Raw genomic sequence first — 26,735 nt, 5'->3', positions numbered from 1 at the left:
TTTGTAAATTTAAGAAATTTTTTTATTGTTATATTTATCGAATAATATTATATTTAAAATTAGAAAACTCAGCACATCCTCCAACTTCCTTTGTAGAAAATAAAAATAATCCAAAGCGACATCCTATAAATTGATCCATTTTCCATACCATACTATGGGTTACACCAAGCTTTTCCCATTTCATCTCATTTAAATAGTAAAACTCACCTTCATCTTTTCCATTAATAAAGTTTCCTCTTGCTTTAAGAGTTATTTTACTTCCATGCAAAGATACTCTTCCATACTCAGTTCCAGGTTCGCTATCTACTAAGTTTCCGAAAATTGATTTGTCCTCACTTTCTCTTGCCAACATTACTAAATAATATTTATCTTCTTCTTTAGTAATAGCTATTAATCCATATGTGCTTATCAAAAAACATATACCTGCATAATCTCCATTTTTAAGTTCACTACCATCTAGTGTTACAATAGCTTCACATTCTGGTCCCATGGTACGTTGTGTTAATGTATTAACTGCAAAATTTAAATTTGGACTTATTTTCCCTGATTTAATTCTGTATGTCCCATATTTTTCAGTTACTGACCATAATCTTTCATCTGGAATATGATTCCATTGCCAAACATCTTTAATGTGAACTTTTCCATTAAAGTCTGGTTCATAAACAAAATCATCATCTCCAACTATTGGACTATATTCATACTCTGGCCTTGTACTATCAATTTCAATATGCTCCGGTGCTTTTTTATCAAATAAAGGAAAATCATTTTCAAAGTGCATTGGTACAATAACAGGTATGCGTCCAACAGCCCCTCTGTCTTGGAATAACATTGCATACCATTTACCATCTGGTGTAGATACTATACCTCCTTGTGCTATGCCTGAATTCTTATATCCCATGTCATCATTAAAAACTTCTCTTCCAATAAACTCTCCATCTAATGTATCTGATACAAAGCATGCTTCAGTTCTACGTCCTTTTGATTTAAGTATATGAATCAAGAAAATGTAGTATTTACCATTTATTTTATAAAAATGAGATCCCTCATAGCCAAGATCATACTCTTCTGTTTCAGTTACTATAATTTTATCTAACCCATTAGGTTTAGGCCCCGATAAATCTTCTTTTAGTTCTGTAATATGAATATCTGTATTCCCATAAGCAATATAAACTTTTCCATCATCATCAAATAATAATGAACAATCATGATAAAATCCTTCAATTATTTGTTTTGTCCAATTTCCATCTATTTCAGTAGCTGTATACAGATATGTCTTTCCTGTATCATTAGCCACAAAACATACGTAGAATTTATTATTATGATACCTGAGTGAAGCTGCCCACATGCCCTTTCCATAAATTTGGTTTTTACCTTCCAATTTTTGTCCACATGTATCATCTAAAGTATCATATACATATGTTGCTACTTCCCAATTAATAAGGTCATAAGAACGTAAAATAACACATCCAGGCATAAGATGCATTGTAGTGCTAACCATATAATATGTGTCGCCAACTCTTATTACATCTAAATCAGGATAATCAGACCAAATAATAGGATTATTTTTCATCTCAAACACCTTACCTTCACTATTAAAATATATTATTAAATATAACCTTTCAAAATTAATCAAATTAGGTAATAAAAAATACACTCAACTTTTATCTGAATTATACTTTTACACTTCAAATCTGAACCACTTGAAATCAAAATTACATCCTGGTAAAAATATAAACGTTACTGTCTTAATTCCTGTCATCTTTTCTAAACTAAACACCATTTCTTCATAATCCTGCGTATGTGCAAACTCAACAATCTGCTTGCTTGTATTTTGATCATCTGCAAATTGAATATTTATGGTATTTTTATCAATAGGTGAGTTACCACAAATAATAAGTTTAGATGCACCTTCACTTTTAAAGTCCATATCTTCAAATATCAGTGAAACATTATTTCCTATTCTTTCAATACTCTCTTCTTTCATTAAGAATGTATCACCATAAACCTTATTACATTCTGTAGCCATAATTTTTTCAAAAGCTTTGTTCTTCTTCTCAAAAATAAATCCTTTCATATGAACTTTATTATAAAAAACAAAATAAACTGAAGTTACATCTTTAAGTTTTTTGTTTAATTTATAAGTTTCTTCTTGATATACGNCTTCAAATATCAGTGAAACATTATTTCCTATTCTTTCAATACTCTCTTCTTTCATTAAGAATGTATCACCATAAACCTTATTACATTCTGTAGCCATAATTTTTTCAAAAGCTTTGTTCTTCTTCTCAAAAATAAATCCTTTCATATGAACTTTATTATAAAAAACAAAATAAACTGAAGTTACATCTTTAAGTTTTTTGTTTAATTTATAAGTTTCTTCTTGATATACGTTCCATATTGATTCTTTTTGATAAATAAATTCACAAACTAGTGTACTATTTTGACCTTCAGGTATACCTTCCCAAACCTGAAAATCGCATTTTTGATCACTTAGGGTAAAGAATGATACTATGATTGTATCTGAGCCATAAGAACCAAAATCAATATCATAAAAACCTACTCTTGTTTCTTTTTAGCGATCTGAACAAAGACCTTTTTCATTTCCATTTCCAACATTCCCTGTTACATCATGATCAAACAAGCCACCTGACACAAATTCATATGGGTTTTTAAATATAGCTTCAAGCCCATTTACTTTAAATTCTAATTGTGATATTAATTTTACTTTATCAGTACCATTATTACTTGTACACCGGATTCTAAACTCTCCATCTCCTAAAGCAGTTACCTTTGCATAATCTCCAAAACTTTGAACTTTAGCTATGTTTGATACTATTCCACTTTCATTTACAGCACTCCAGTTTATCTCTTTATATGAAGCATTTTCTGGATAAAGCTTTGCTTTAACAATTATTTCTTTCTTATTTATATCAAATTCTTGTCCATCTTCACTTACTATTTCTATTTTACGTATTGGTATTTCATCTAAGCTTCCCATTACTACTTCCATTTCCTTGTTTTCTGTACTTGCACAAATACCTTTTAACTCTTCATCATTTGCACTAATAGCTTCAAGCTGTATGGATGTACTTTCTAATCCAGTTGATGAAACTTCCATATTAATATATCCTTCTTCTAAAGTGCTTCCCTATTATAGCCATTAATTTACCACTAAATAACCTTCTGCTTAATCCTTTATATTGATCATAATCGGTACTATCACCATTATCTAACCCAATTAAACGTCCAGCTCCACTTACATTTACTTTTACTCTATTATTTGCATTTTCTACTATGTTTCCATCTTCATCTTTCATAATAATTTCTACGTTTATAAGGAATCTTCCACCATCCAACAAGATCCTTTCCTTTTTTGTGATCTATATTGTATTTTCCTATAACTTTTCCATTAAGCTTTAATTCAATTTTGGGAGCATTAGAACAAACTCTAACATCTACAATTTGATTTTCACTAAAATCCCAATAAGGAAGTATATGAATCATTGGTTTTTTCCTATAATCTGTCCATTCAGACTGATAAATATAATAAGAATCTTTTTTAAATGTTGCAGTATCAATTTGTCCAAAATAGGAATTCTTTGTATGATAAGGTGTAGGTTCACCTATATAATCAAATCCAGTCCATATAAATTGTCCAAGAGAAAATTCTGCATACCTGTCATCAGTTATACATCTTTCTGGACTTTTTGCTCCCCAACTTGTTGTACTATTTCCAAGTACAGAACATTGTTCATCATCATCTGCAAGTATTGATTTCTCAAATGGAAAGTGATATATTCCTCTACTTTGTACTACTGAAGCTGCTTCACTTCCATAAATAATCCAATCTTTATGTTTTTCATGATGTTTTTCATGATGTTCTTCATAATATTTTTCTGAATAATTATAGCCTGCAATTTTAACTATATCAACACACTTTTTAGCGTTCTCCCATGGCATAAAATTTGAACCTATTGTAACTTTCGCATTTTCATTTGGATCAAATTCTTTTACATATTCCATAAGCATTTTTGTGATTTCTTGACCTCTTACATCTGCATGAGTATAATAAATCTCATTCCCAATACTCCACATTAAAAGACTAGGATGATTTCTATTTCTAGTAATCCAGCTCATCATATCTTTATGTGACCATTCTTTAAAAAATCTTGCATAATCATAAGTTGTCTTACTTCTTTCCCACATATCAAATGCTTCAGAGGCAATAAGAAATCCCATTTCATCAGCTAAATCCATAAACTGTGGATCTGGCATATTATGAAATGTTCTTATAGCATTTACCCCCATATCCTTTAATATTTTAAATCTTCTTCTTAGTGCTTCTTTATTAAATGCTGATCCTAAAGCCCATAAGTCATGATGCTCACATACTCCAATTAATTTTATCTTTCTACCATTTAATATTAATCCTTTATCTGGATCCATAATGACTTCTTTAAATTCTATATTTTTAGAAATATGTTTAATATTTGTTAAATTATACCCGTCTATTAATTTTAGTTCTGTAACTAGCTTGTATAAATTAGGATTGTCTATATCCCATAATAATGGTTCTTTTACAATCATAGTTTGAATATTTCTCTTCTCTCCACGCTTAACTTCTTCACTAGTTGTAGAAATAACTTCATTATTATAAATAATGCTATGATATAATTTTGCATTTTCATAAAGCTTTAATTCTGTACTTATTTCTACATTCCATAATTTATTCTCTTTTCTTATAGAAACGTAAATTCCATTAGTTTCAATATGATTTTTATCTCTTGTTTTTAACCATACATTACGATATATTCCTTCTCCTGAATACCACCTACTATTAGGACTTTGATGGATTACTCTTATAAGTATTTCATTTTCTCCCTCCACAAGAACATTTGTTATATCATGCTCAAAGGATGAGTATCCATACTTCCATTCGCCAACAAACTTATTATTCACATAAAGTGTAGAATCCATATATACTCCATCAAAACATAATAGAACTTCATCTTCGTTTTTAGAGTACATAAATTTTTTTCTATACCATCCAATACTATTTTCATAAAGATCTAACGAATTATATATTAACCAATCGTGTGGTATATCTATCTTTTAAAAACATAATCTACCACTATATTCTGTTTCTAAGTTGCCTTTAAAAAATTCCCATTCGTCATTAAAAAGTATTTTCTTATTCACAGACTCCTCCAATTAATATAAATGTGTTAATTCATACTTTCCTAATTTCTATAGAATTTATGCATTATCTATATTAATTTTATTATTTTAAATTTAGTTCTTTCTCTAATGGTGTTATTCCTGTAAGCTCTATACTTCTCTTATCAGGCTGAGAAACTCCAACAAATAATTTAAACTTTTTACTATCTAGAATTCGTTCTCCCTCATCATTGACAACTTCAAATTCTTTTCTTCTAATATTTAAAGTAACAGTTTTAGATTCTCCCTTCTTTAAACTAATGCGTTTAAATGCTACTAAGCTATGATTTAGTACTGCAAATCTAGATTCTAAATTTTTCAAATAGCATTGAACTACTTCTTCAACATCGTAACCTCCAATATTTTTAATATCTATGCTTACATTTACGTTTTCAAAATCTTCTTTAATATCTTCGATATTTAAATTGTTTAACTCTACTTGTGAATATGTTAATCCATATCCAAATGGATACAAAGCTTCTTCTTCAATATATCTATAAGTTCTTCCCTTCATTGAATAATCGCTAAATTCAAGCATATTATCAATGCTTTTATAGAATGTTACAGGTAACTTACCACTTGGAGAATATTTTCCAAATATTAAATCTGCTGCTGCAGTACCTCCATGACTACCAGGGTACCATGCTTGTATAATTGCAGCACAACTTTCTTCTAATCCATTAAGTGTAAGAGCACTACCTGATCCTAAAATTACTATAACTGGTTTTTTAGTTTCAAGAACCTTTTCTAGTAACTCTTGTTGTGTACCTGGCAAATTCAGATTCTCCTTATCTCCTGCTCCATAACTATTTCCTGCATCGCCTTGTTCTCCTTCAATTGTTGAATCTAATCCTAAACATACTACTACTACATCTGATCTTTCTGCTACTGAAACTGCTTCTGATATTCTATCCTTAGGTTGAGCCAGTCCTTCTACTCTATCTTTGTATAAATGACATCCTTCTGAATAATATACTCTAGTATCTTCATTTACAGCTTCATGTATTCCTTCAAGTATAGTTGTATATTTAGACGCCGTACCCGAATAATTTCCTTTAAGCATTACTTGACTATCAGCATTTGGACCTATTACTGCAATAGATTTTAAACTAGATTTATCTATTGGTAATGTTCCATCATTTTTAAGTAAAACCATTGACTTCCTTGCTGCCTTTAATGAAAGTTCGTTATGTTCTTTGCAATCATTTGATTCATAAGGTATTTCGTTATATTCACATTTGTCATCAAACATTCCTAATCTTATTCTAGTAGCTATTAATCTTTCAGCTGAAGTAGTTATATCTTCTTCCGTAACTAACCCTTCTTTATAGGCTAACATCATTTGAAGATATACATTTCCACAATTTAAATCACATCCATTTTTTATAGCTAATGCTGCTGATTCAGTTGCTGTACTAGTTACTTTATGATTCAAATGAAAATCTGCTATTGCCCAACAATCTGATACTACATGTCCTTTAAAGTTCCATTTACCTCTTAGAATATCTTTTAATAATGTTTTGCTTCCACAACATGGTTCACCATTTGTGCGATTATAGGCCCCCATTACAGCTTCAACATCTGCTTCTTTTACACAAGCTTCAAATGCTGGCAAATATGTCTCATATAAATCTTTTTTTGTTGTTACTGCATTAAATTCATGTCTTATACCTTCTGGACCACTATGAACTGCAAAATGCTTTGCACATGCTGCTATTTTTAAATATTTCCCTTCACCTTGTAAACCATTTATAAAGGCCACTCCTAATCTAGATGTTAAATATGGATCTTCTCCATATGTCTCATGTCCTCTTCCCCATCTAGGGTCTCTAAATATATTTACATTAGGCGACCAATATGTTATTCCCTTATATATATCTCTGTCATCTTTACTAGAATACTCATTATATTTTGCACGACCTTCTGTTGCTATAGTATCTGCTACATTTTCTAAAAGTTCTTCATCAAAAGTAGAAGCTAATCCAATAGCTTGAGGAAACACAGTAGCAGTTCCTGCCCTTGCTACTCCATGAAGACCTTCATTCCACCAGTTATATCTTGGTATATTTAAACGTTTAATCGCTGCTGCGTTATAAGTTAACTGCTCTGCTTTTTCTTGTAATGTCATTTTTTCTACTAATTCTTTTGCTCTAGTCAATGCTTCTTCATGTGTAATTCTATTTTTTTCTTTCATAATAACACTTCCTTCACTCTCTTATTAATTAACATCATTTGAACATTTTAAAATCCATGTATTAAATTTTTCACTAAATTAAAATATTAAAATCATTACTTTATGGATATAATTTGAAATTACATCTACTTAATCTTATATATTAATAATAAATAATTTAGCTCTGATTCAACAAGCAAATATTTATGCATTTCTAGACATTATTTATCATTAACTCAACGTTATATAAAACAAAATAAACTTAAAATACGATATTATTAAAAAGCTATCTTAAGTGTTTAAAACACACTTAAGATAGCTTTTTTTATTTTAATAAATATATTACGGAAATTACAAATATTTAAGATTTTCCATACTATTTTAATTATTTTTCAAATGGATTTTCTGTCTTATAAAGCATTCCCTTTGGTTGGTTAAACCCAACTTCTTTAACTCCTAAGTATCTAAATAAGTTGTAGATAGCTTTTCCATAATGACCAAAAGCAACTGCTCCATGATGTGGATATCTTCCTTCAATTAATACATGACGATAGAATCTTCCCATTTCAGGAATTGCAAATATTCCTATAGATCCAAATGATCTTGTAGCTACTGGTAATACTTCACCTTCTGCAACATATGCAGTAAGCTCAGCATCTGCATTACTTTGTAATCTAAAGAATGTAATCTCTCCTGGGACAATATCGCCTTCAAGAGTTCCTCTTGTAATATTAGGTTCTTGATTTGGTTCTAAAGCTCTAGCCATAATCATTTGATTTTTCATAGTACAGCTTGTAAGCTTGCATGCTGCAGTATTTCCACAGTGGAATCCCATAAATGTATCTTTTAATGTATAGTCAAATTTACCTTTGATTTCTGATTCATACATATCAGCTGGTACTGTGTTATTTATATCTAATAATGTAACTACATCTTGGCTTATACAAGTTCCAATATATTCACTTAATGCTCCATAAATATCAACTTCACATGATACTGCAATGCCTCGAGCAGTTAATCTACTGTTAACATAGCATGGTACAAATCCAAATTGAGTTTGGAATGAAGGCCAGCACTTGTTAGCAAATACTACAAATTCTCTAGATCCTTTATGTTCTTTCATCCAGTCTAATAGTGTAATTTCATATTGTGCAAGCTTAGGTAAAATACCAGGCATTTTATTTCCTTCACCTAATTCTTTTTCCATATCAGCTATTACATCTGGAATTCTTGGATCATCTTTGTGATCATTAAATGCTGCATATAAATCTAATTCAGAGTTTTCTTCTATTTCAACACCTAAATTATATAATTGTTTAATTGGAGCATTACAAGCTAAAAAGTCTTGAGGTCTTGGACCAAAAGAAATTATTTTTAAGTTTTTAAGTCCAATTAATGCTGATGCAACTGGTATAAATTCTTTAATCATATCAGCAACTTCAGATGCAGTTCCAACTGGATACTCTGGTATATATGCTTTTATATTTCTAAGTGCTAAATTATAGCTTGCATTAAGCATTCCACAATAAGCATCTCCACGTCCTCCTACTAAGTTGTCTCCGCTTTCTTCTGATGCCGCTACAAACATAACTGGTCCATCAAATTCTTTTGCAAGTAATGTTTCTGATGTTTCTGGTCCAAAGTTTCCAAGGTAAACTACTAATGCATTTACACCTGCTTCTTTAACTTCTGCTAATGCTTTTCTCATGTGTACTTCATTTTCTATTGTTGTTTTGCACTCATAAATTTCTCCATTAAAAGCTTCAACTACTGCCTTTCTACGATTAGTAGATAACTCCATTGGGAAACAATCTCTACTTACAGCTACTATTCCTAATTTAACTTTTGGTGTATTATTCATATTTAATTCCTCCAAATCATATTTTAATATTTATCTAATTTTTATATTTAATTTGCACACTATATATTTTAAAAACAATTACTTAGAAAGTAATAAGTGTTTTTTACTTATTACTTTTATTTTAGAGATATATTCTCTCCAACTAGTCCAATAAATGCGCCTTGTTCACCTAAGTCAGTATCCTTATGACCAATTAGCCACTTATTCTTAGCAAATAATAATGCATCTTCTCCACACTTCTTAATATCTTTTTCTAATGGAAGGTTTGTATCCTTAGGTAATACAACAACACATCTAAATCCACTTTCATCTGCATTACAAGGTGCATAATGAAGAGTAGTTGCATATACTTCTATTATTGTTCCTGCTGGAACTAAGAAAGCTTCTATTTTAGAAGTATCATATGAAAAATCATCATTAATATCTTGCTGGCTTCCTATTAATAAAATAAGATCTGTAACTGCTATATTTATTTCAGAAGATCTATGATATTCAACTGCGTTTAAAATATAATTATTACCATTACAGTATCCAATTTGAATTGGAAGACCTCCAAATTCTCTTTCCATTAAGTCTTCATTAATCTTTAACTCTTCTAGTTCTTTTATTGATGGTTCATATATTACATCATTAGGAAGTGGGGTATTTTTCATTTTTTCTATTATTTCAGAACAATCATAATTTTCTAATATTCTTCCATATTTTTTAAACTTTGAATCGGTAACTTTATTAATAATCATTTAATCACACCTTTCTTAATGTCTTATTTATTAAAATATTATGGTTTTTTATGAGATTTTGAAATTAGGTTAACTATCATTAAAATTATTTGTTCTTGGAAGCAGCAAAAGGGGCTGCCACTTCCAAAATAGACTTGTTTTATATCAATAAATATCTTTTTAGCTTAATCTATTAGTAGATTTAATTTTCTACTTATTAACAACCTTAACTGTTGTATCAACAACATTATCAACAGTGAATCCGAATTGCTTAAATAACTCATTTGCATTTCCTGATGCTCCAAATGTATCAAGTGAGATTATCTCTCCATCTAGACCTACATACTTATGCCATCCAAATGAAGTTAATGCTTCAACCGCAACTCTTTTTCTTACACAGTTTGGAAGTACGCTTTCTTTGTAAGCTTCATCTTGTAAATCAAATAATTCGAAACATGGAATACTTACTACTCTTGCATCAATTCCTTTAGCTTCTAATTCATCTGCAGCTTTATATATAAGTTCTACTTCTGAACCTGATGCCATTAAAATAACATCTGGAGTTTCTTTCTTAGATTCTTTTATTATATAACCACCTTTTAATGCTCTCTTTGGACATCCTTCATATAGTGGTAGTTTTTGTCTTGTTAACACTAATGATGTTGGTGTTTCCCCATTAGTTACAGCGTAATACCAAGCGGCTGCTGTTTCTTTTGAGTCGGCTGGTCTAAATACTGCCATATTAGGCATACTTCTAAGTGCTGCTAATTGTTCAATTGGTTGGTGAGTTGGGCCATCTTCTCCTACCCCAATACTATCATGAGTTAAGACATATGGTATTGGTAATTTCATAAGAGCTGATAATCTCATTGCACCTTTCATGTAATCACTAAATACAAAGAATGTTGAACAGAATACCTTAAGTCCACCATGAGCGTACATACCGTTAGTAATGGCTGCCATTGCATGCTCTCTTACTCCAAAATGAAGATTTTGTCCACTTCTATCTTCTGCTGAGAAGTCTCCCTTATCTTTCATATAAGTCTTATTTGAAGGCGCTAAATCTGCTGAACCTCCCATTAAATTTGGAATTATATTAGCTAATCTATTTATAACTATTCCTGACGATTCTCTTGTAGCCATTTCTTTATCAAAGCTCCAGAATTCCTCATTGTTTAATAATTTTTCTTTATTTATTTCATTCTTCATCCATTTAGTATATTCATCTGCTAATTCTGGATAAGCTTCTGAATATTGTTTAAATAATTCATGCCAGTTTTCTTCTTTCCATACACCGTCTCCAATATACTTGTCCATATTTGTGTACACTTCGTCTGGTACATAGAATGCAGGTTCTAATTGCCATCCTAGATTTTCTTTTAATGCTCTTATATTTTCTTCTCCTAATGGCTCACCATGTGCTGATGCCTTACCTTGTTTTGCTGGGCATCCATACCCTATTACGTTCTTCACAATTATAATTGATGGTCTTAAACTGTCTCTTTTTGCATCATCAATTGCATTTGAGATTGAATCTATATCATTTCCATTTTCAACTTTGATTACTTGCCAGCCATACGCTTCGTATCTCTTAGCAACATCTTCTCTAAATGCAATATCAGTATTACCTTCAATTGAAATATTATTTGAATCATAAAGTACAATTAATTTTCCAAGACCTAATGTTCCAGCAAGTGATGAAGCTTCTCCTGAGATACCTTCCATAAGGCATCCATCACCAACAATTGCATATGTGTAGTGATCTACAATATTAAAATGTTCTTTGTTAAATTTTTCTGCAAGGTGAGCTTCTGCCATAGCCATACCTACTGCATTACATATACCTTGTCCAAGAGGTCCAGTTGTTATTTCAACACCTTTTGTGTGGCCGTATTCTGGATGGCCAGGAGTTAAGCTTCCAACTTGTCTAAAGTTTTTAATATCTTCAATAGTTATTCCATATCCAAATAAGTGTAATAAAGAATATTCAAGCATTGATCCATGCCCTGCTGATAAAACAAATCTATCTCTGTTATCCCAGTCTGGATTTTTTCCATTATGATTCATTTTTGTCCATAATGTAAATGCCATTGTAGCTGCTCCAAGTGGAAGACCAGGATGGCCAGAATTTGATTTTTGTATAGCATCTGCTGATAAAACTCTTATTGCATTAATAGATAATTTATCTAATTCTCTACTCATTGTTATCCTCGCTTTTTATTTATTTTATTTTTTATTACTCCAAAATATATAGACTCATCTTTTTGGGGTCATCTCAAAATAATATATTAATTTGAGATAAAAATTTATTTGCACACTCTAATCCACATAAAATAAGCATATTCTTAAGCAGAGAACCCAAATCTTGTATTTGGTGCGAATCGCTTACACCTACGAATGTATATGAGCAGGTGTTTCCTTAAAAACTCCTTTATAATCCCGCATAAAATAAGCATATTCTTAAATTCTTAAATTCTTAAATTCTTAAATTCTTAAATTCTTAAATTCTTAAATTCTTAAATTCTTAAATTCTTAAATTCTTAAATTCTGGGCATTTTTTCATTCTTCAAATATTTGTGCAATAAATTTCTTTTATTTAAAATCTGCTACGTTCATACTTTTAACTATCGTACTTTCTAATTATTCAATTTTTAAATGAAACTCACTATTCACATCCGTTCATAGGAGTAAGTTCGAGCAACCAAATATATTCTGAAACTTCTACTCACATTCGTTCGTAGAAGGGCTATACCACTAAACTCGTTCCTCGCCAAGTGTTATATGCCAATTGGGGCTCTCACTTAAATTTATTTATCTCCAAACGCTGCTGCCCAGTCTGCCTTAAATTTTTCAAGACCTTGATCTGTTAATGGATGCTTTAACATTTGTTTAACTAAATCATAAGGAACAGTTGCTATATCAGCACCGGCTTTTGCAGCTTCTATAACATGTATTGGATTTCTTACGCTTGCCGCAATTATTTCTGTTTCTATTCCATGTATTGCAAATATTTCTGCTATGTCTCTTACTAAATCCATACCTATCATTGATATATCATCTACTCTTCCAAGGAATGGACTTACATATGTTGCTCCTGCATTTGCTGCAAGTAATGCTTGTGTTGCTGAGAATATTAATGTTACGTTTGTTTTTACTCCTTCGCTTGCTAAAACTTTAGTTGCTTTTAATCCTTCACCTGTCATTGGGATTTTTACAATCATATTTTTATGAATCTTAGCAATTTCTCTACCTTCTTTTATCATTCCTTCAGCATCTTCACTTACTACTTCTCCACTTATTGGTCCATCTACTATTTCAGTAATTTCTTTTATTACTTCATTAAAATCTCTTCCTTCTTTGGCTACAAGTGATGGGTTTGTTGTTACACCAGAAATTACTCCCATCTCATTTACTTCTTTAATATATTCTACATTTGCTGTGTCTAAGAAAAATTTCATTTTAGATACCTCTCCCTTTTATTTGATATTTTTACTCTTTACTTATAGACTTATAGTTTATTTAAATCTCTAATTAGGTTTATTTAAAAATTGTCTTAACTCCAGAATTCCAATCAGAAATTTAAGACTCACATTACTGACTAAATTTATTTTAAATATACTTTTAAAAATTATTTTAAAAAGTTTCTATACCTAATTTACAATATTAATGTTAAATTAGATATTACACAATGCTATTTTATTGTTAAAAACTCTTCTATTGGAAGTCTTGCTGCTCCTAATAAATATGACTCTTTAAACTTAGTTATTTCTACCTTACAATCATTTTCATTTGTAAACAAGTTATCTTTATATATCGTTTCTTTTAAATAGTTTAAATTTCTATCTATTAAATTATTTATTTCTCCACCTATAACAATACTGTTAGGGTCTAATATCATTGTAAGATTACTTATGCCAACACCTAAAATAGAAATATATTCTTTAAGTACATCTAATGCTATCTCATCTAATGAATCACATAATTTTTCAAATTCTTCAATATCACTAATTTTGCTTTTTGCTTTATCATTATATTCATCCAGAATAGCATTTTTAGATGCATATGCTTCTAAGCAACCTTTAGCTCCACATTTACACTCTTTACCATCTAGGTTAATCTTCATATGTCCCATTTCACCAGATGAATTATTACTACCTCTATAAATTCTTCCATTTATAATTATTCCAAGTCCTAAACCATCTGTTATAGATACATATAAAAGATTATCCACAATATCTTTTTTATTTAAGTACTCATAATATGCTGATAAATTTGCTTCATTATCTACATAAATTGGAACATTTAAATATTCAAATTTTTCTTTTATATTAAAATCTTTTATATTTAATAAATAACAATTTTTTATTATCCCATTTTGTGTATCTACTGTACCTGGTATTGATATTCCTATTCCAAGTAACTGATCAGCTTTTACATTATTTTTTTCTAACAAGCTTTGTATATTATAACTTACTATATTAATTATGTCTTCTATGCTGTTATTATCATGTCTTATTCTAAGTAATTCTACATCTTCACTTCTAAGATTTATTAATGATAATTTTACATGCCTTGGTGTTAACGCTATTCCTAATCCATATTTGCAATTTTCATTTAGCTTAATCGCCATAGCTTTTCTTCCACCAGTAGATTCTAATGATCTGACATCTTCAACAATTCCAATTTTCTTTAATTCTGAAATATTAGTAGATACTGTTGTTATACTTATATCCAATTCTCTAGAGATATCTAATTTTGTAATTTCATCTTTTTCTAGTAATAATTTAATTATTTTTTTCCTATTTGTTTCTTTAATTTTGCTATGATTTACTTCTATCAATTTTAAAATTACTCCCCTCTAGCATTTAATAACCATATTATACTTAATATGATATCATTATTACTGTGCTAGTTAAATATCCTTTATTCTTGGATATAGTGAATTATAAATTTCATATACTTTTGAATAAACTTCTTTTAATTCTCTATTGGGAACAACCTTCTCACTATCATTTCCGCCTAAAATTTTCTCACATGCTGTTTCAACTGAATCATAAACACCAGCTCCAACCCCTGCGAGTATTGCTACTCCAAGCGCTGGCCCTTCTGAGGCTTTTACTGTAGATAACGGATATTCTAAAATATCACTTAAAATTTGTCTCCATATCTCACTCTCAGCGCCACCGCCACTAACTCTTATGTCCTCAACCTTAACATTCATATCTTCTATTATATCTAAGCAATTTTTTAAGCTAAAACTAACCCCTTCTAAGATACTTCTAATAAAATCATCATGATTATTAATCAATGATACTCCAAAAAATCCACCTTTTACATTAGGATCTAAATGTGGAGTTCTTTCTCCCATTAAATATGGCAAGTAAATAACGCCATTAGCACCTGGTTCTGATTTAGCTGCTTTTTCTGTTAATAAATCATAAATATCTCTGCCGAGCTTTTCACTTTCTTCAATTTCTTTTTGACAGAAAGTTCTTTTAAACCAGTTAAGTGATAATCCTGCGCCTTGAGTAACTCCCATTACATGCCACTTACCTGGTACTGCATGACATAAAGTATGAACTCTTCCATACTTATCGAACTTAGGAGAATCTGTTGATGCAAATACTACTCCTGATGTTCCCATTACGGTTGATATTACACCTTCTTTTACAATTCCACTTCCTATTGCTCCTGCTGCTTGATCTCCAGCACCACCAACTACTGGTGTACCTACTGAAAGATTAGTTAATTTAGCGGCTTCTTCTGTAACCTTTCCGCTTACAACTACTGATTCATATACATCTGCAAGTATTGATTTATCTATATTTAAATCTTTAAGCAGTTCATCGCTCCAGTCTCTTTTGTTTATATCAAGCATTTGCATACCACTAGCATCTGATACTTCAGTTGCAAATACATTTGTTAACTTAAATCTTATATAATCCTTAGGCAAAAGAATTTTATATATTTTTTTATAATTTTCAGGTTCATTATTTCTAATCCATAATAATTTAGAAAGAGTAAAACCAGTAAGAGCTGGATTTCCTGTAATTTGAATTAGTCTTTCTTTTCCTATAGTGTTTGTAATTTCTTCACATTCTTTTTCAGTTCTTTGATCACACCATATTATAGAATTTCTTATCACTTTGTAATCTTTATCTACTAGAACTAGTCCATGCATCTGACCACTTAATCCTACGCCTTTTATATCCTCTGATTGTACACCAGCTTTTTGTATAACATTACTTATTCCTTTTACACAAGCATTCCACCAATCTTCTGGATTTTGTTCTGCATATCCTGCTTGTGGTTGGAATAAATCATAACCATAAGTTGCAGTAGATATAGTTTGTCCATTTTCATCAAATAATGCTGTTTTTGTTCCAGATGTACCAATATCTAAGCCTAATAAATAACGCATAGTACTCCTCCTAAATCTTTCATTTTAAATTTATTAAATATATTTTAAAATTACTTTTTAAATGTTGTTTTATAAGTATAATATACTCTCTATTCTATAATAAGTCAATAAAATTATTGTAAATAATTACACAGTTTTTCTATTTAATATTATATTAATTACTTATATATTTTTCTATATTCTCCAGGTAATTGATCAGTATTTTCTTTGAATACTTTACTAAAATATTTTGGATCATTATAACCAACCTGTTCAGATATCTGATAAAGCTTTAACTCTGTTGATATAAGTAGTTTTTTTGCTTTATTTATTCTATAACTTCTTATATAAGCGCTAAATGATTCTCCAATTTCCTTTTTAAATTGTGTGCTTAAATATTCTGGAGTAACGCCTAATTTAAGTGCTATTTCATCTAGAGTAATTCCTTTATTATAAAATTCATGAATAATGCACTGACTCCTTTTAACCAAAAGACTTATACAACTCACCGATGAAACATCTTTGTGATGATTATTTTTTTGAATTAGTATCTTTAGCGCTCCCTCCAACTCGTTCCATGTTATTGCTGACATAATGTTAGTTAAAAGTTGCTGCGAATCCAAATCGCTATATAAAGTCTCATCGATTTCTTTTGTAAAGCTTATAATTATCCATGCAAACCTTACAAAATTTTCTTTAATTCCTTTTGGATTCCCTCGAATATCTTTACAATAATGAATAAACTTATCAATTATCTTATCAATTTTGTTTAATTGCATTGTGCATACTACTGTTTTCAATTCTTTCTCAATGGCAATTGGATATGATATTGGTAAAGTATATTTTTTCAAAACTTCTGGATAATTAACAATATCATTTGATTCTAAAACTATATTCCAATGTAATTCTTTATTAAGTTTGTGAATAATATCTTTTAAGGCCAATATCCCTTCACACCTCATATATCCTAAAACCATATCATTGGAATCTATATAATTAATCCTAGGTCTAAGAGAATTATTCACATACTCTAGTAAGTTAATTTCTATTTTAAAATTAAAAAATATCATCACAATCTCATTACAACTTGGTAACTCTAACATTTTAAATTCAAAATTATTTGTATCGTTCAAAATGATTTTGATATCGTTTTCTATTTTGATATGATATTGCTCATATTTATTACCCAAATATATTACAAATACCTCAAAGATATCATTAACGCTTATTTTATAATTTTCCTTCAATAATTTCTCAATATCACCATCAATAATTAATTCCTCGAACAAACTGCTCTGAAATATATGCTTAAGGTTGAAAAGCCTTTCTGGATTTTTTAATTTATTATTCTGTTCATAATTTAACTGATTGGTAATTTTTTTTAATGACTGTGCAATTTCTTGAATTGAAATAGGCTTTAATATATATTCACTCACTCCTAATTTAATTGCCTTTTGGGCATATTCAAATTCTGAATATGCACTTAATACTATTGTTTTATGTGTAATTCCCATTTTAGCTACACTGCCTAACATTTCAATTCCATCCATCTTTGGCATCCTAATATCTGTAATAACTAAATCAGGTCTTACCTTCTCTATAATTTCTAATCCTACCTCTCCATCCTCTGCACTACCTACTATCTCTACATCTTTATCAATCTTTCCTAATAATTTAATAAGCCCATTTCTTATAATTTCTTCATCTTCTACAATAACAACCCTCATACTATATCCCCTTTTTATTACAAAACTCATTATTTTCTTAAAATTTTGGGCAAAGTGATACTAATTTTAACTCCCTTCCCAATCTCACTTTCTATTAAAAATTCTGCACTACTACCATAATACATTTCTAGCCGCCCAATAACATTATCAATTCCAATATGACAGTCATCCAAATCATTCACCTTTTTATTTTGTTTTATTTTCTCAATTGTTTCTTTATCCATCCCCCTTCCATTATCAATTATATTAATTCTTATCTTGCTCCCTTCATCTTTAATTTCTATGCATAATAAACATGTATTATCAACATTATAAAAACCATGAATTATTGAATTTTCTAAAAAAGGTTGGAGAATTAATTTATGAATCATACTTTCTAACACGCTCTCATCAACATTTAAAATAAATTCAAAAGGTACACTTAATCTACTTTGCTGTAAGTATACATATTTCTTTACCCACTCCAATTCTTCTCTAATTTTTACACACTCACTGCTATTTTGAATTGCATATCGTAAAATTGTTGCTAATGAATTTATCATATTGCTAATCTCATATTCTTCCTTTTCAATAATTTTCCAATTTATAGTATCTAAAGTGTTATATAAAAAGTGAGGATTTATCTGTGCCTCTAATGCTTTTATCTCTGATTCTTTTTGCTTTAACGTTATAATTTTTACTTTTTCAACAAGATCACTTATGTTGGCTATCATTCTGTTAAAATGTTCAGCAATCAACCTAATTTCCTGATGCATATCTTCAGTAATGCTAATCACTACTGATAATTCACCTTCTCCTGCACTATTCATAGCTTTTAAAATTATTCTAATTGAGCTAGTTAGTCTATCTGTTACACCTAAAATTATTAAAAGCAAAATATTAATTGTAATAAAACTTACTAATAAAAATATTTTTCTCTGCAAATTAATAGATCTATACAATTCGCTTTGATCATATATATATTCGATAGTCCAATTAGTTTTTTTATCCTTTAATTCTGTTATTCCAATATGAGCATTCTTAGGAACTTCTAATTGATCTGTAGTATATTGATTATTTTCCATTAATTTCACTGAAAAATTCTTAGCATTTTCCACCTCTTCAAGATGATAATAGCTTAAATTCCTACCCATCTTTTTTCTATCAGGGAAAAAAACTATATTTCTATATTTATCATAAATATAGGTTATCCCATTTTTTTTATTTCCTAAATCATTTTCATTACAAATTTCATTTAATACTTTTGCATCTATACTTATTATTATAATGCCGATTCTTTTGTCTATATCTGTATTTTTTACAAACCTGTGTGCCATATGAAAAATATAATAATTATACTTTTCTATTTTTGCTGCAAATCGCGTTGGAATAAGTATCCTTTCATTATTTTTAATCACATTTTCATAATTATATTGATTAATATTAATCCAACTGCTTTTAGTAGATGAAGATGTTAATTTATCATAAAAAATAGTTTGTCCACTATCAGTCATTAATGTTAACGCCTGTATTTGACTTTTAGCATTACATAATTTTTTTAATTTTCTTCTAAGCATATTCGTATTAATTTCAATATCAACATTATTATTTATATTTTCTACACACTGAATTATTTCTTCATCACTATAAATTTGGTATAGCAAATCTCCATATGATTCTAATGTTAAATTCAATGTTTTTTGAGTTTGTATTAAATTTGAATTCACCAATTCCTGCATATTATCTTTCATATTCTCAGTTATGGAATAGTATGAAATCATTTGCATAATAAAGAAAGGAATTATTGAAATAACAAGAAAACTTACTATAAGTTTATATTTTAAACTCTCCTTTTCTTTTTCAAATATAGTTTTAACTTTTTCTAATTTAAACATATAATTAATTCCTCTTTAAATAGTCTCATTTGTTGAATTTTGAGTTTTATTAGCTACTATCTTACAATTTACTTTTCCAGAAATACATTCTATTATTAAATTTAAAATTGAATTTGAAACACTAGGAAATTTTTCTGTAATTTATATTTCCTCTACATATTAGCGAAAATATAAATTACTTTCTCTCCGCCTTAAGTATACGTTTTCTACTATTCGCTACATTAGCTACTCCAGCTTTATATTTTTCTAAATAATTCATTAACTTATAACAGTTCTAAACTTTCAAATACTCTCCCCTACATATATGTCTTCAGCCAAATTGCACCAAAAAATATAATTATTTAACAAAATTACAATTTAAGAAATATCCCAATTTATTTTATTATAATACTTTTAATATTATTAATAAATTATATTATAATATATTTTCACATTTTTTGTTAATATTAATGAAATTCTTTAATTGCAATTACTTTTCAATTTGAATTTTTTAACAACATCTTTTAAATACTTAGCTTGATCGCTAAGCTCTACACTTTCTAATGAGCTTTCCTGAGCTATTATAGAATTTTTTTCTACTATTTCCGAAATTTTCTCAACAACTCTAATTGCGTTAACAATTGATTGAGATTGCTGACCAGATGCTTTTGCTATCTCATTTATAAATTTTGTTGATTTATTTGTGTCTTCTACAATAAGCAATAGTTTTTCACTTGTTTCTTTAGCTATTCCAATACCATTATCAACTGAATAAATTGATTTATTTATTAGATTTTTAGTACTGGTAACAGCTTGAGAACTTTTTGCAGCCAAGTTTCCTACTTCTTTAGCAACAACTTCAAACCCTTTTCCAAATTCACCTGCACGTCCTGCTTCTATTGAAGCATTTATTGACAAAATGTTTGTTTGCATAGATACATCTTCTATTACGTCAATAACTTTACCGATTTCATTTGATGATTCTGAGATTTCATCTATTGAATATATCATATTTAATATCTTATTATTTCCTTCTCTAATTTCACTTAATACTTGATTAGTAATATCTATTGTACTTATAGAATTTTTTCATTTTCAGTTATTTTATTCGATACATAACTCATTAATTGTAATAATTCTTCAACTGAATTTGATTGATTAATTGATGCCTCAGATACTTTCTTTGACTCTTCTACCATTTTAGCTGATCCATTTGCTACACGACTAGCTGTTACATTTATATTTCCTAATAAATCATTTAGAGAAAATACTATATTATTAAGTGAATCTTTGATTTTTATAAATTCACCTTTATAGTCTTCTTTTATTTCTATATCTAAATTTCCATTCGCTATATTATTTAATATACTAGTTATTTCTGTTATATATATTTTTAATGTATATATTGTTTTTGAAAAAGTCTTAGCTAGAATTCCTATTTCATCTTCATATGGATAATTTATTTCTATATTAAAATCCCCATTTGAAATTTTTTCTGCTGCTTTTACAAGCATTGAAATCGAAATACTTATATCATTCACTATTTTCTTCGATATGAATATTGATATTACTATTGATAATATTATAGAAATTGTAGTAATGCCTATAAATAATAATTCAATTTTTTTAATATTATTTAATTCCATGTTTCCATTACTAATATTTAGATCAAATAGCCTTTCTATATCATTCCCTATTAAATCAGAAATTTTTGTTCCTTCATCACTAAATAGCTCATACGCTTCACTGTACTTGTTTAATTTAGCTAAAGTCCTTACCTTCTGACTTACCAATTTATATTCTTCCCAATAGTTTTGAATGTTGTCATTAATTTCTTTCGATTCATTATTATTAATTGTCTTTGATACTTTTTTCATATAATTCTCTATATTAATTTCACTAGTCATAATATTAGCATCTAATTTTTTTATTTTTTCATCATCTCTAGCATTTATTCTATCTCTAATAAGAGATCCTGATTTTTGAAACTCACTGTTAAGCTTTCCTATATCCCCTTGTGAAAATCCATAATATTTTAGAATATATCTAAAGTTATTACTATTATACATTGAGAAACCTACTTCACTTATTAACGCAAAAGTCATAACTACTATTATTATAGAAAATGATATAATCATTTTTTTCTTTATATTAATATTATTTAATTTCCTATTGTATAATCTTTTAAATTCATTTTTAAAAGCCATGGGATCTCCTCCATAATTGTATACATTATATGTAAAGCATCATTTCATATTCAATTTGTCTTAAAATATAACAAACTAGAAGATAGAATTTATTTATATATCCTATCTTCTAAGAATTGCATCAAGTATATTTATGAATATAAAAATTATTAACTGAAAATATCTAAATACTATTTCTTTGATTGATTATATATATCAAATGCTACTGCCGCCAATAATACTAGTCCTTTAATAGCCTGTTGCCAGTCAACACCAACCCCCACTAAAGACATACCATTATTCAATATCCCCATTACAAGTCCACCAATAATAGCTCCTACAATAGTTCCAATTCCACCTGACGCTGATGCACCACCTATATAACAAGCTGCTATTGCATCAAGCTCAAACCCTTCTCCTGCACTTGGTGCTGCCGCATTTAATCTAGCTGCAAATAACAATCCTGCTAGAGCAGCCATAACCCCCATATTTACATAAACCATAAACATAACTCTCTTGGTTTTAATTCCTGATAATTTAGTTGCCTTTTCATTTCCACCTAAAGCATATATGTGTCTTCCTATAACTGTTCTATTAGTTACAAATGAATAAAATAAAATTAGTGCTCCTAAAATTATAAATACAAAAGGCATTCCTTTATATCTAGATAACCAATATGCAGAGAACATTATCACTAAAGTAATTCCTACCAATTTTGCTACAAACACATTGTTTGCACATTGATCAATTTCATACTCTTTTGCTTGTACTCTTTTTTTTATTTCAGATATTATAAATACTACCGAAACAAATACGCCTATTATTAAAGTTAAGAGATGAATTTTACCTGTTCCAATCTCAGGCAAGAAGCCCATAGACATATATTGGAATGTTGCAGGATATGGAGAAATGGTGTTTCCTTGTAATATTACCATTGTAATCCCTCTAAAAATTAACATACCTGCAAGAGTTACAATAAATGCTGGTACCTTTACGTATGCTATCCAGAAGCCTTGCCAAGCACCTATTAATGCACCAATGCAAAGTGATATAATAATTGCTATTGGAATTGATATTCCCATTGATATAATAAGTACTCCTGATATTGCTGATACTACAGCTACTATAGATCCTACTGACAAGTCTATATTCCCAGTCAAAACACAAGGTAACATACCTATTGCTAATACTAAAACGTAACTGTTTTGAAGTATAAGCTTTGTTACATTCATTGGCCTTAGTAAGACACCCTTTGTTAAAATTTGAAATAAAAGTGCTATTACTATTAATGCAATAAACATTGCATATTTACGTGTATCAAATTTAAATTTTTTAACATTTGTTTCTTCTGATTTTCTTGCTACTGCTTCTGTATTCATTATATAGCCTCCTTAACATTACTTTGCATAATACATTTCATAACATTCTCTTGAGTTGCTTCTTCTTTAGATAATTCTCCAACAAATGATCCTTCATTCATTACATATACTCTATCACTAATACCTAATACTTCTGGAAGTTCTGATGAAATAACTATAACTGACTTTCCTTGACTTGCAAGTTCATTAATTATGCAATAAATTTCATATTTTGCACCAACATCAATACCTCTTGTTGGTTCATCTAAAATCAATATATCTGGATCTGCAAAAATCCATCTTGCTAACATTACTTTCTGTTGATTTCCTCCAGATAAATTTCCTGTATACTGATCAATGCTAGGTGCCTTTATCTTAAGTCTTTTCATGTAATCTCTTGCAATGCTTATTTCCTTACTATCATTTATTACAATCTTTTTACTAATTTTATTCAAACTTGGTAATGTCATGTTTCTTTTGATATTATCTATTAATATAAGCCCTTGAGCTTTTCTATCTTCAGTTACATATGCAATTCCGTTTCTAATTGCATCCCCAACACTATTTATTGATATTTCTTTGCCATCTTTGATTATTGTGCCAGATATATTTCGTCCATATGACTTACCAAAAATACTCATAGCAAGTTCTGTCCTTCCAGCTCCCATTAAACCTGCAATTCCTATTACTTCACCTTTTCTAACATTAAAATTCACATGATTTATTACAATTTTACTACTGATTTCTTCCGAATATGCAGTCCAATCTTTTACCTGGAAGCAAACCTCACCAATATTGCATTCTCGTTTTGGATACCTATCAACAATATCTCTACCAACCATTCCTCGTATAATTCTATCTTCTGATATTTCTCCTGAACTTTTTGTTAATGTTTCTATACTTGCACCATCTCTTATTACGGTAATTTCATCAGTGACTTTTGTTACTTCATTTAATTTATGTGATATTATAATTGCCGTCATTCCTCTTTCTTCTCTTAATTTTAAAATTAAATTTAATAATTTATCACTATCTTCATCATTTAGCGCTGCTGTTGGTTCATCTAATATTAAAAGTTCAACATTCTTTGATAGTGCTTTTGCAATTTCTACAAGTTGTTGCTTTCCAACTCCAATTGTATTTACAGTAGCTTCCGGATCTTCATGCAATCCTACAATTTTCATTAGTTTCTTAGCTTCAAATCGTGCTTTACTCCAATTTATCACTCCCTTGTCAGCTTGCTCATTTCCTAAAAATATATTTTCCATTATTGATAAATATGGGATAAGGGCTAATTCTTGATGTATTATAACAATTCCTTTAGTTTCACTTTCTTTTATATCTTTAAACTTGCATATTTCTCCATTATAAATTATATCCCCTTCATATGTACCATATGGATAAACGCCACTTAGTACATTCATAAGTGTAGATTTTCCTGCTCCATTTTCTCCTACAAGAGAATGTATTGTTCCTTTTTCTATTTTTACATTTACATTATCAAGAGCTCTTACACCTGGGAAAGTTTTTACTATATTCTTCATTTCTAGAATAACTTCTTTCATTTTCTGACCTCCATTCTGCTCAATATACATGAATAGTAACTATTCAGCCACTATATATTGATTTATATATTTAAAAAATTACAATGTGCAGTGTAATAATTAAAATTGAATAGTATAGAACAATTTGTACAACTCTTCAAAAGTAATATAAATATAAAATAACTAAATAGGCTATTAAACAGCATAATTAGTATTTGTCAATAGCTTAATAGTTCCCATGAATATTCTTTAAGTAAAATTATTCTTCTTTTCTTATAAATGGGTTATGCTTAGCATAAAAATACTTAAGCATAACCGCTAACATAATTACTTTAATTGATCTTCAGTATAATATCCTGAATCAATCAGTAAAGATTTATAATTACTGCCATCTACAAATTCTGGCTTTAATAAATATGAAGGTACTACATAAGTTCCATTATTATATGTTTCAGTATCATTTACTTCTGGTTCTTTTTGATTTGCAATAGAATCTACCATTTCTACAACTTTTTCTGATAATGCTCTTGTATCCTTAAACACTGACATTGATTGATCTCCAGCTACAATAGCTTTTACATTTGCTATATTAGCATCTTGTCCAGTAAGTATTGGCATTGGTTTATCTGCTGTTCCAAATCCAACAGATTTTAATGATGATTGTACTCCTAATGACACTGAATCATTTGAACATAATACTGCATCTAATTTATCGCTTGTATAATTAGCTGTAATTATATTATCCATTCTTGATTGTGCTTCTTTTTCATCCCAATTTGGAGTTGCACATTGTTCTCTTGTTGTTTGTCCTGATTTAACTACTAACTGACCGTTATCTATATATGGTTGAAGAATACTCATAGCACCACCATAAAAATAAACTACATTATTATCATCTAATGGACCTGTTGCGATTTCAATATTAAAAGGTCCAGCTCCATCTTTTAATCCTAATTTTTCTTCAATATATTCTCCTTGTATTACACCTACACTAAAATTATCAAATGTAGCATAATAGTTTACAGCATCTGTATTCATGATAAGTCTATCATATGCTATTACTTTTATTCCTTCAGCTTTTGCATCTTCTAATACCGATGATAATGCTCCACCATCAATGGATCCTACCACTAGTACTTTTGCTCCTTTCGTTATCATATTTTCTATTTGGTTTACTTGTGTTTCAACTTCATTTTCTGCAAATTGCAAATCTACCTTATATCCTTTTGCTTTTAGTGATACCTCCATATTTGCACCATCTTGATTCCATCTTTGCAATGATTTTGTAGGCATAGAAACTCCAACAATAATATCTTTTGACTCAACACCTTCGGCTTGTGGTTCACCATCACTATTTGCTCCTCCACATCCAATTAATGCTGTCATGACCAATGTTGCTGATAATACTAATGATATTATTTTTTTCATATTTCATCTCTCCTCTTTAAATAAAGTTAATTTTATCGCTCTTATTGATTACGTTTTCATTATATTAAAATTTATACATGCCTTCTACTCTAATATTCTTCAAAAGGAGTAATTTTCTAATCTAAGCTTTAATTATAATAATATTAAATAAGTAAAAGATGTAATAGTACACCTTTATTCATACAACATTACATCTTTTCTCATTTAATTTTTATAGTAACCATCTTTTTATAAATGCATGTTTCTCAAGTATGTTACCATAATATTAT

Annotated in this window: 18 protein-coding genes; all 18 read right to left on the bottom strand. The window is 29.1% G+C overall.

Annotated elements, in window-relative coordinates:
- Positions 1-34 precede the first annotated feature (34 nt).
- On the bottom strand, positions 35-1,570 hold the full coding sequence (locus tag BN2920_RS04105; RefSeq protein ID WP_058293758.1) for a glycoside hydrolase family 43 protein: 1,536 nt from the start codon (positions 1,568-1,570) through the stop codon (positions 35-37).
- Positions 1,571-2,572: 1,002 nt separating this feature from the next.
- Positions 2,573-3,118, bottom strand: coding sequence for a hypothetical protein (locus tag BN2920_RS21960; RefSeq protein WP_058293756.1), 546 nt, complete (start codon positions 3,116-3,118; stop codon positions 2,573-2,575).
- A 1-nt stretch (position 3,119) separates the two neighbouring features.
- Positions 3,120-3,317: a hypothetical protein gene (locus tag BN2920_RS21955; protein WP_058293755.1), complete on the bottom strand. Its 198-nt coding sequence runs from the start codon at positions 3,315-3,317 to the stop codon at positions 3,120-3,122.
- On the bottom strand, positions 3,307-5,028 hold the full coding sequence (locus BN2920_RS21950) for a glycoside hydrolase family 2 TIM barrel-domain containing protein (RefSeq protein WP_058293754.1): 1,722 nt from the start codon (positions 5,026-5,028) through the stop codon (positions 3,307-3,309). Before BN2920_RS21950 ends, BN2920_RS21955 begins: the two co-directional genes overlap by 11 nt.
- Before the next feature lie 253 nt (positions 5,029-5,281).
- Positions 5,282-7,411, bottom strand: a complete 2,130-nt coding sequence (locus tag BN2920_RS04080; protein ID WP_058293753.1) for a glycoside hydrolase family 3 C-terminal domain-containing protein — start codon at positions 7,409-7,411, stop codon at positions 5,282-5,284.
- 364 nt (positions 7,412-7,775) lie between these two features.
- Positions 7,776-9,251 (bottom strand): L-fucose/L-arabinose isomerase family protein, encoded by a 1,476-nt coding sequence (locus tag BN2920_RS04075; protein ID WP_058293752.1) that lies wholly within the window; start codon positions 9,249-9,251, stop codon positions 7,776-7,778.
- 116 nt (positions 9,252-9,367) lie between these two features.
- Positions 9,368-9,991, bottom strand: coding sequence for a DUF4867 family protein (locus BN2920_RS04070; protein ID WP_058293751.1), 624 nt, complete (start codon positions 9,989-9,991; stop codon positions 9,368-9,370).
- Between the two features lie 189 nt (positions 9,992-10,180).
- Positions 10,181-12,172 (bottom strand): transketolase, encoded by a 1,992-nt coding sequence (gene tkt, locus BN2920_RS04065; protein WP_058293750.1) that lies wholly within the window; start codon positions 12,170-12,172, stop codon positions 10,181-10,183.
- 605 nt (positions 12,173-12,777) lie between these two features.
- Positions 12,778-13,428, bottom strand: coding sequence for a fructose-6-phosphate aldolase (gene fsa, locus BN2920_RS04060; RefSeq protein ID WP_058293749.1), 651 nt, complete (start codon positions 13,426-13,428; stop codon positions 12,778-12,780).
- 233 nt (positions 13,429-13,661) lie between these two features.
- Positions 13,662-14,810: an ROK family transcriptional regulator gene (locus tag BN2920_RS04055; protein WP_058293748.1), complete on the bottom strand. Its 1,149-nt coding sequence runs from the start codon at positions 14,808-14,810 to the stop codon at positions 13,662-13,664.
- 72 nt (positions 14,811-14,882) lie between these two features.
- Positions 14,883-16,391: a xylulokinase gene (gene xylB / locus BN2920_RS04050; RefSeq protein ID WP_058293747.1), complete on the bottom strand. Its 1,509-nt coding sequence runs from the start codon at positions 16,389-16,391 to the stop codon at positions 14,883-14,885.
- A gap of 158 nt (positions 16,392-16,549) precedes the next feature.
- The gene (locus BN2920_RS04045; RefSeq protein WP_058293746.1) at positions 16,550-18,097 is read right to left on the bottom strand and encodes a response regulator transcription factor; all 1,548 of its coding nucleotides are present in this window, start codon (positions 18,095-18,097) and stop codon (positions 16,550-16,552) included.
- A 29-nt stretch (positions 18,098-18,126) separates the two neighbouring features.
- The gene (locus tag BN2920_RS04040; RefSeq protein WP_058293745.1) at positions 18,127-19,971 is read right to left on the bottom strand and encodes a sensor histidine kinase; all 1,845 of its coding nucleotides are present in this window, start codon (positions 19,969-19,971) and stop codon (positions 18,127-18,129) included.
- Between the two features lie 459 nt (positions 19,972-20,430).
- Complete coding sequence (locus BN2920_RS04035; protein ID WP_326998586.1) at positions 20,431-20,991, bottom strand: methyl-accepting chemotaxis protein; 561 nt, start codon at positions 20,989-20,991, stop codon at positions 20,431-20,433.
- A gap of 35 nt (positions 20,992-21,026) precedes the next feature.
- On the bottom strand, positions 21,027-22,157 hold the full coding sequence (locus BN2920_RS04030; protein WP_058293743.1) for an MCP four helix bundle domain-containing protein: 1,131 nt from the start codon (positions 22,155-22,157) through the stop codon (positions 21,027-21,029).
- A gap of 170 nt (positions 22,158-22,327) precedes the next feature.
- Positions 22,328-23,515 carry a multiple monosaccharide ABC transporter permease gene (mmsB, locus tag BN2920_RS04025; protein ID WP_058293742.1) on the bottom strand — a complete coding sequence of 396 codons (1,188 nt, stop codon included), beginning with the start codon at positions 23,513-23,515 and terminating at the stop codon, positions 22,328-22,330.
- The gene (gene mmsA, locus BN2920_RS04020; protein ID WP_058293741.1) at positions 23,515-25,059 is read right to left on the bottom strand and encodes a multiple monosaccharide ABC transporter ATP-binding protein; all 1,545 of its coding nucleotides are present in this window, start codon (positions 25,057-25,059) and stop codon (positions 23,515-23,517) included. The genes mmsB and mmsA overlap by 1 nt, the downstream gene beginning before the upstream one ends.
- Before the next feature lie 306 nt (positions 25,060-25,365).
- Positions 25,366-26,466, bottom strand: coding sequence for a multiple monosaccharide ABC transporter substrate-binding protein (gene chvE / locus BN2920_RS04015; protein WP_058293740.1), 1,101 nt, complete (start codon positions 26,464-26,466; stop codon positions 25,366-25,368).
- Between the last annotated feature and the right edge of the window lie 269 nt (positions 26,467-26,735).

Source organism: Clostridium neonatale, assembly GCF_001458595.1.
Taxonomy (GTDB): Bacteria; Bacillota; Clostridia; order Clostridiales; family Clostridiaceae; genus Clostridium; species Clostridium neonatale.
The sequence above is the reverse complement of the archived record's forward strand: the minus strand, read 5'-3'. Positions and strand labels throughout refer to the sequence as shown.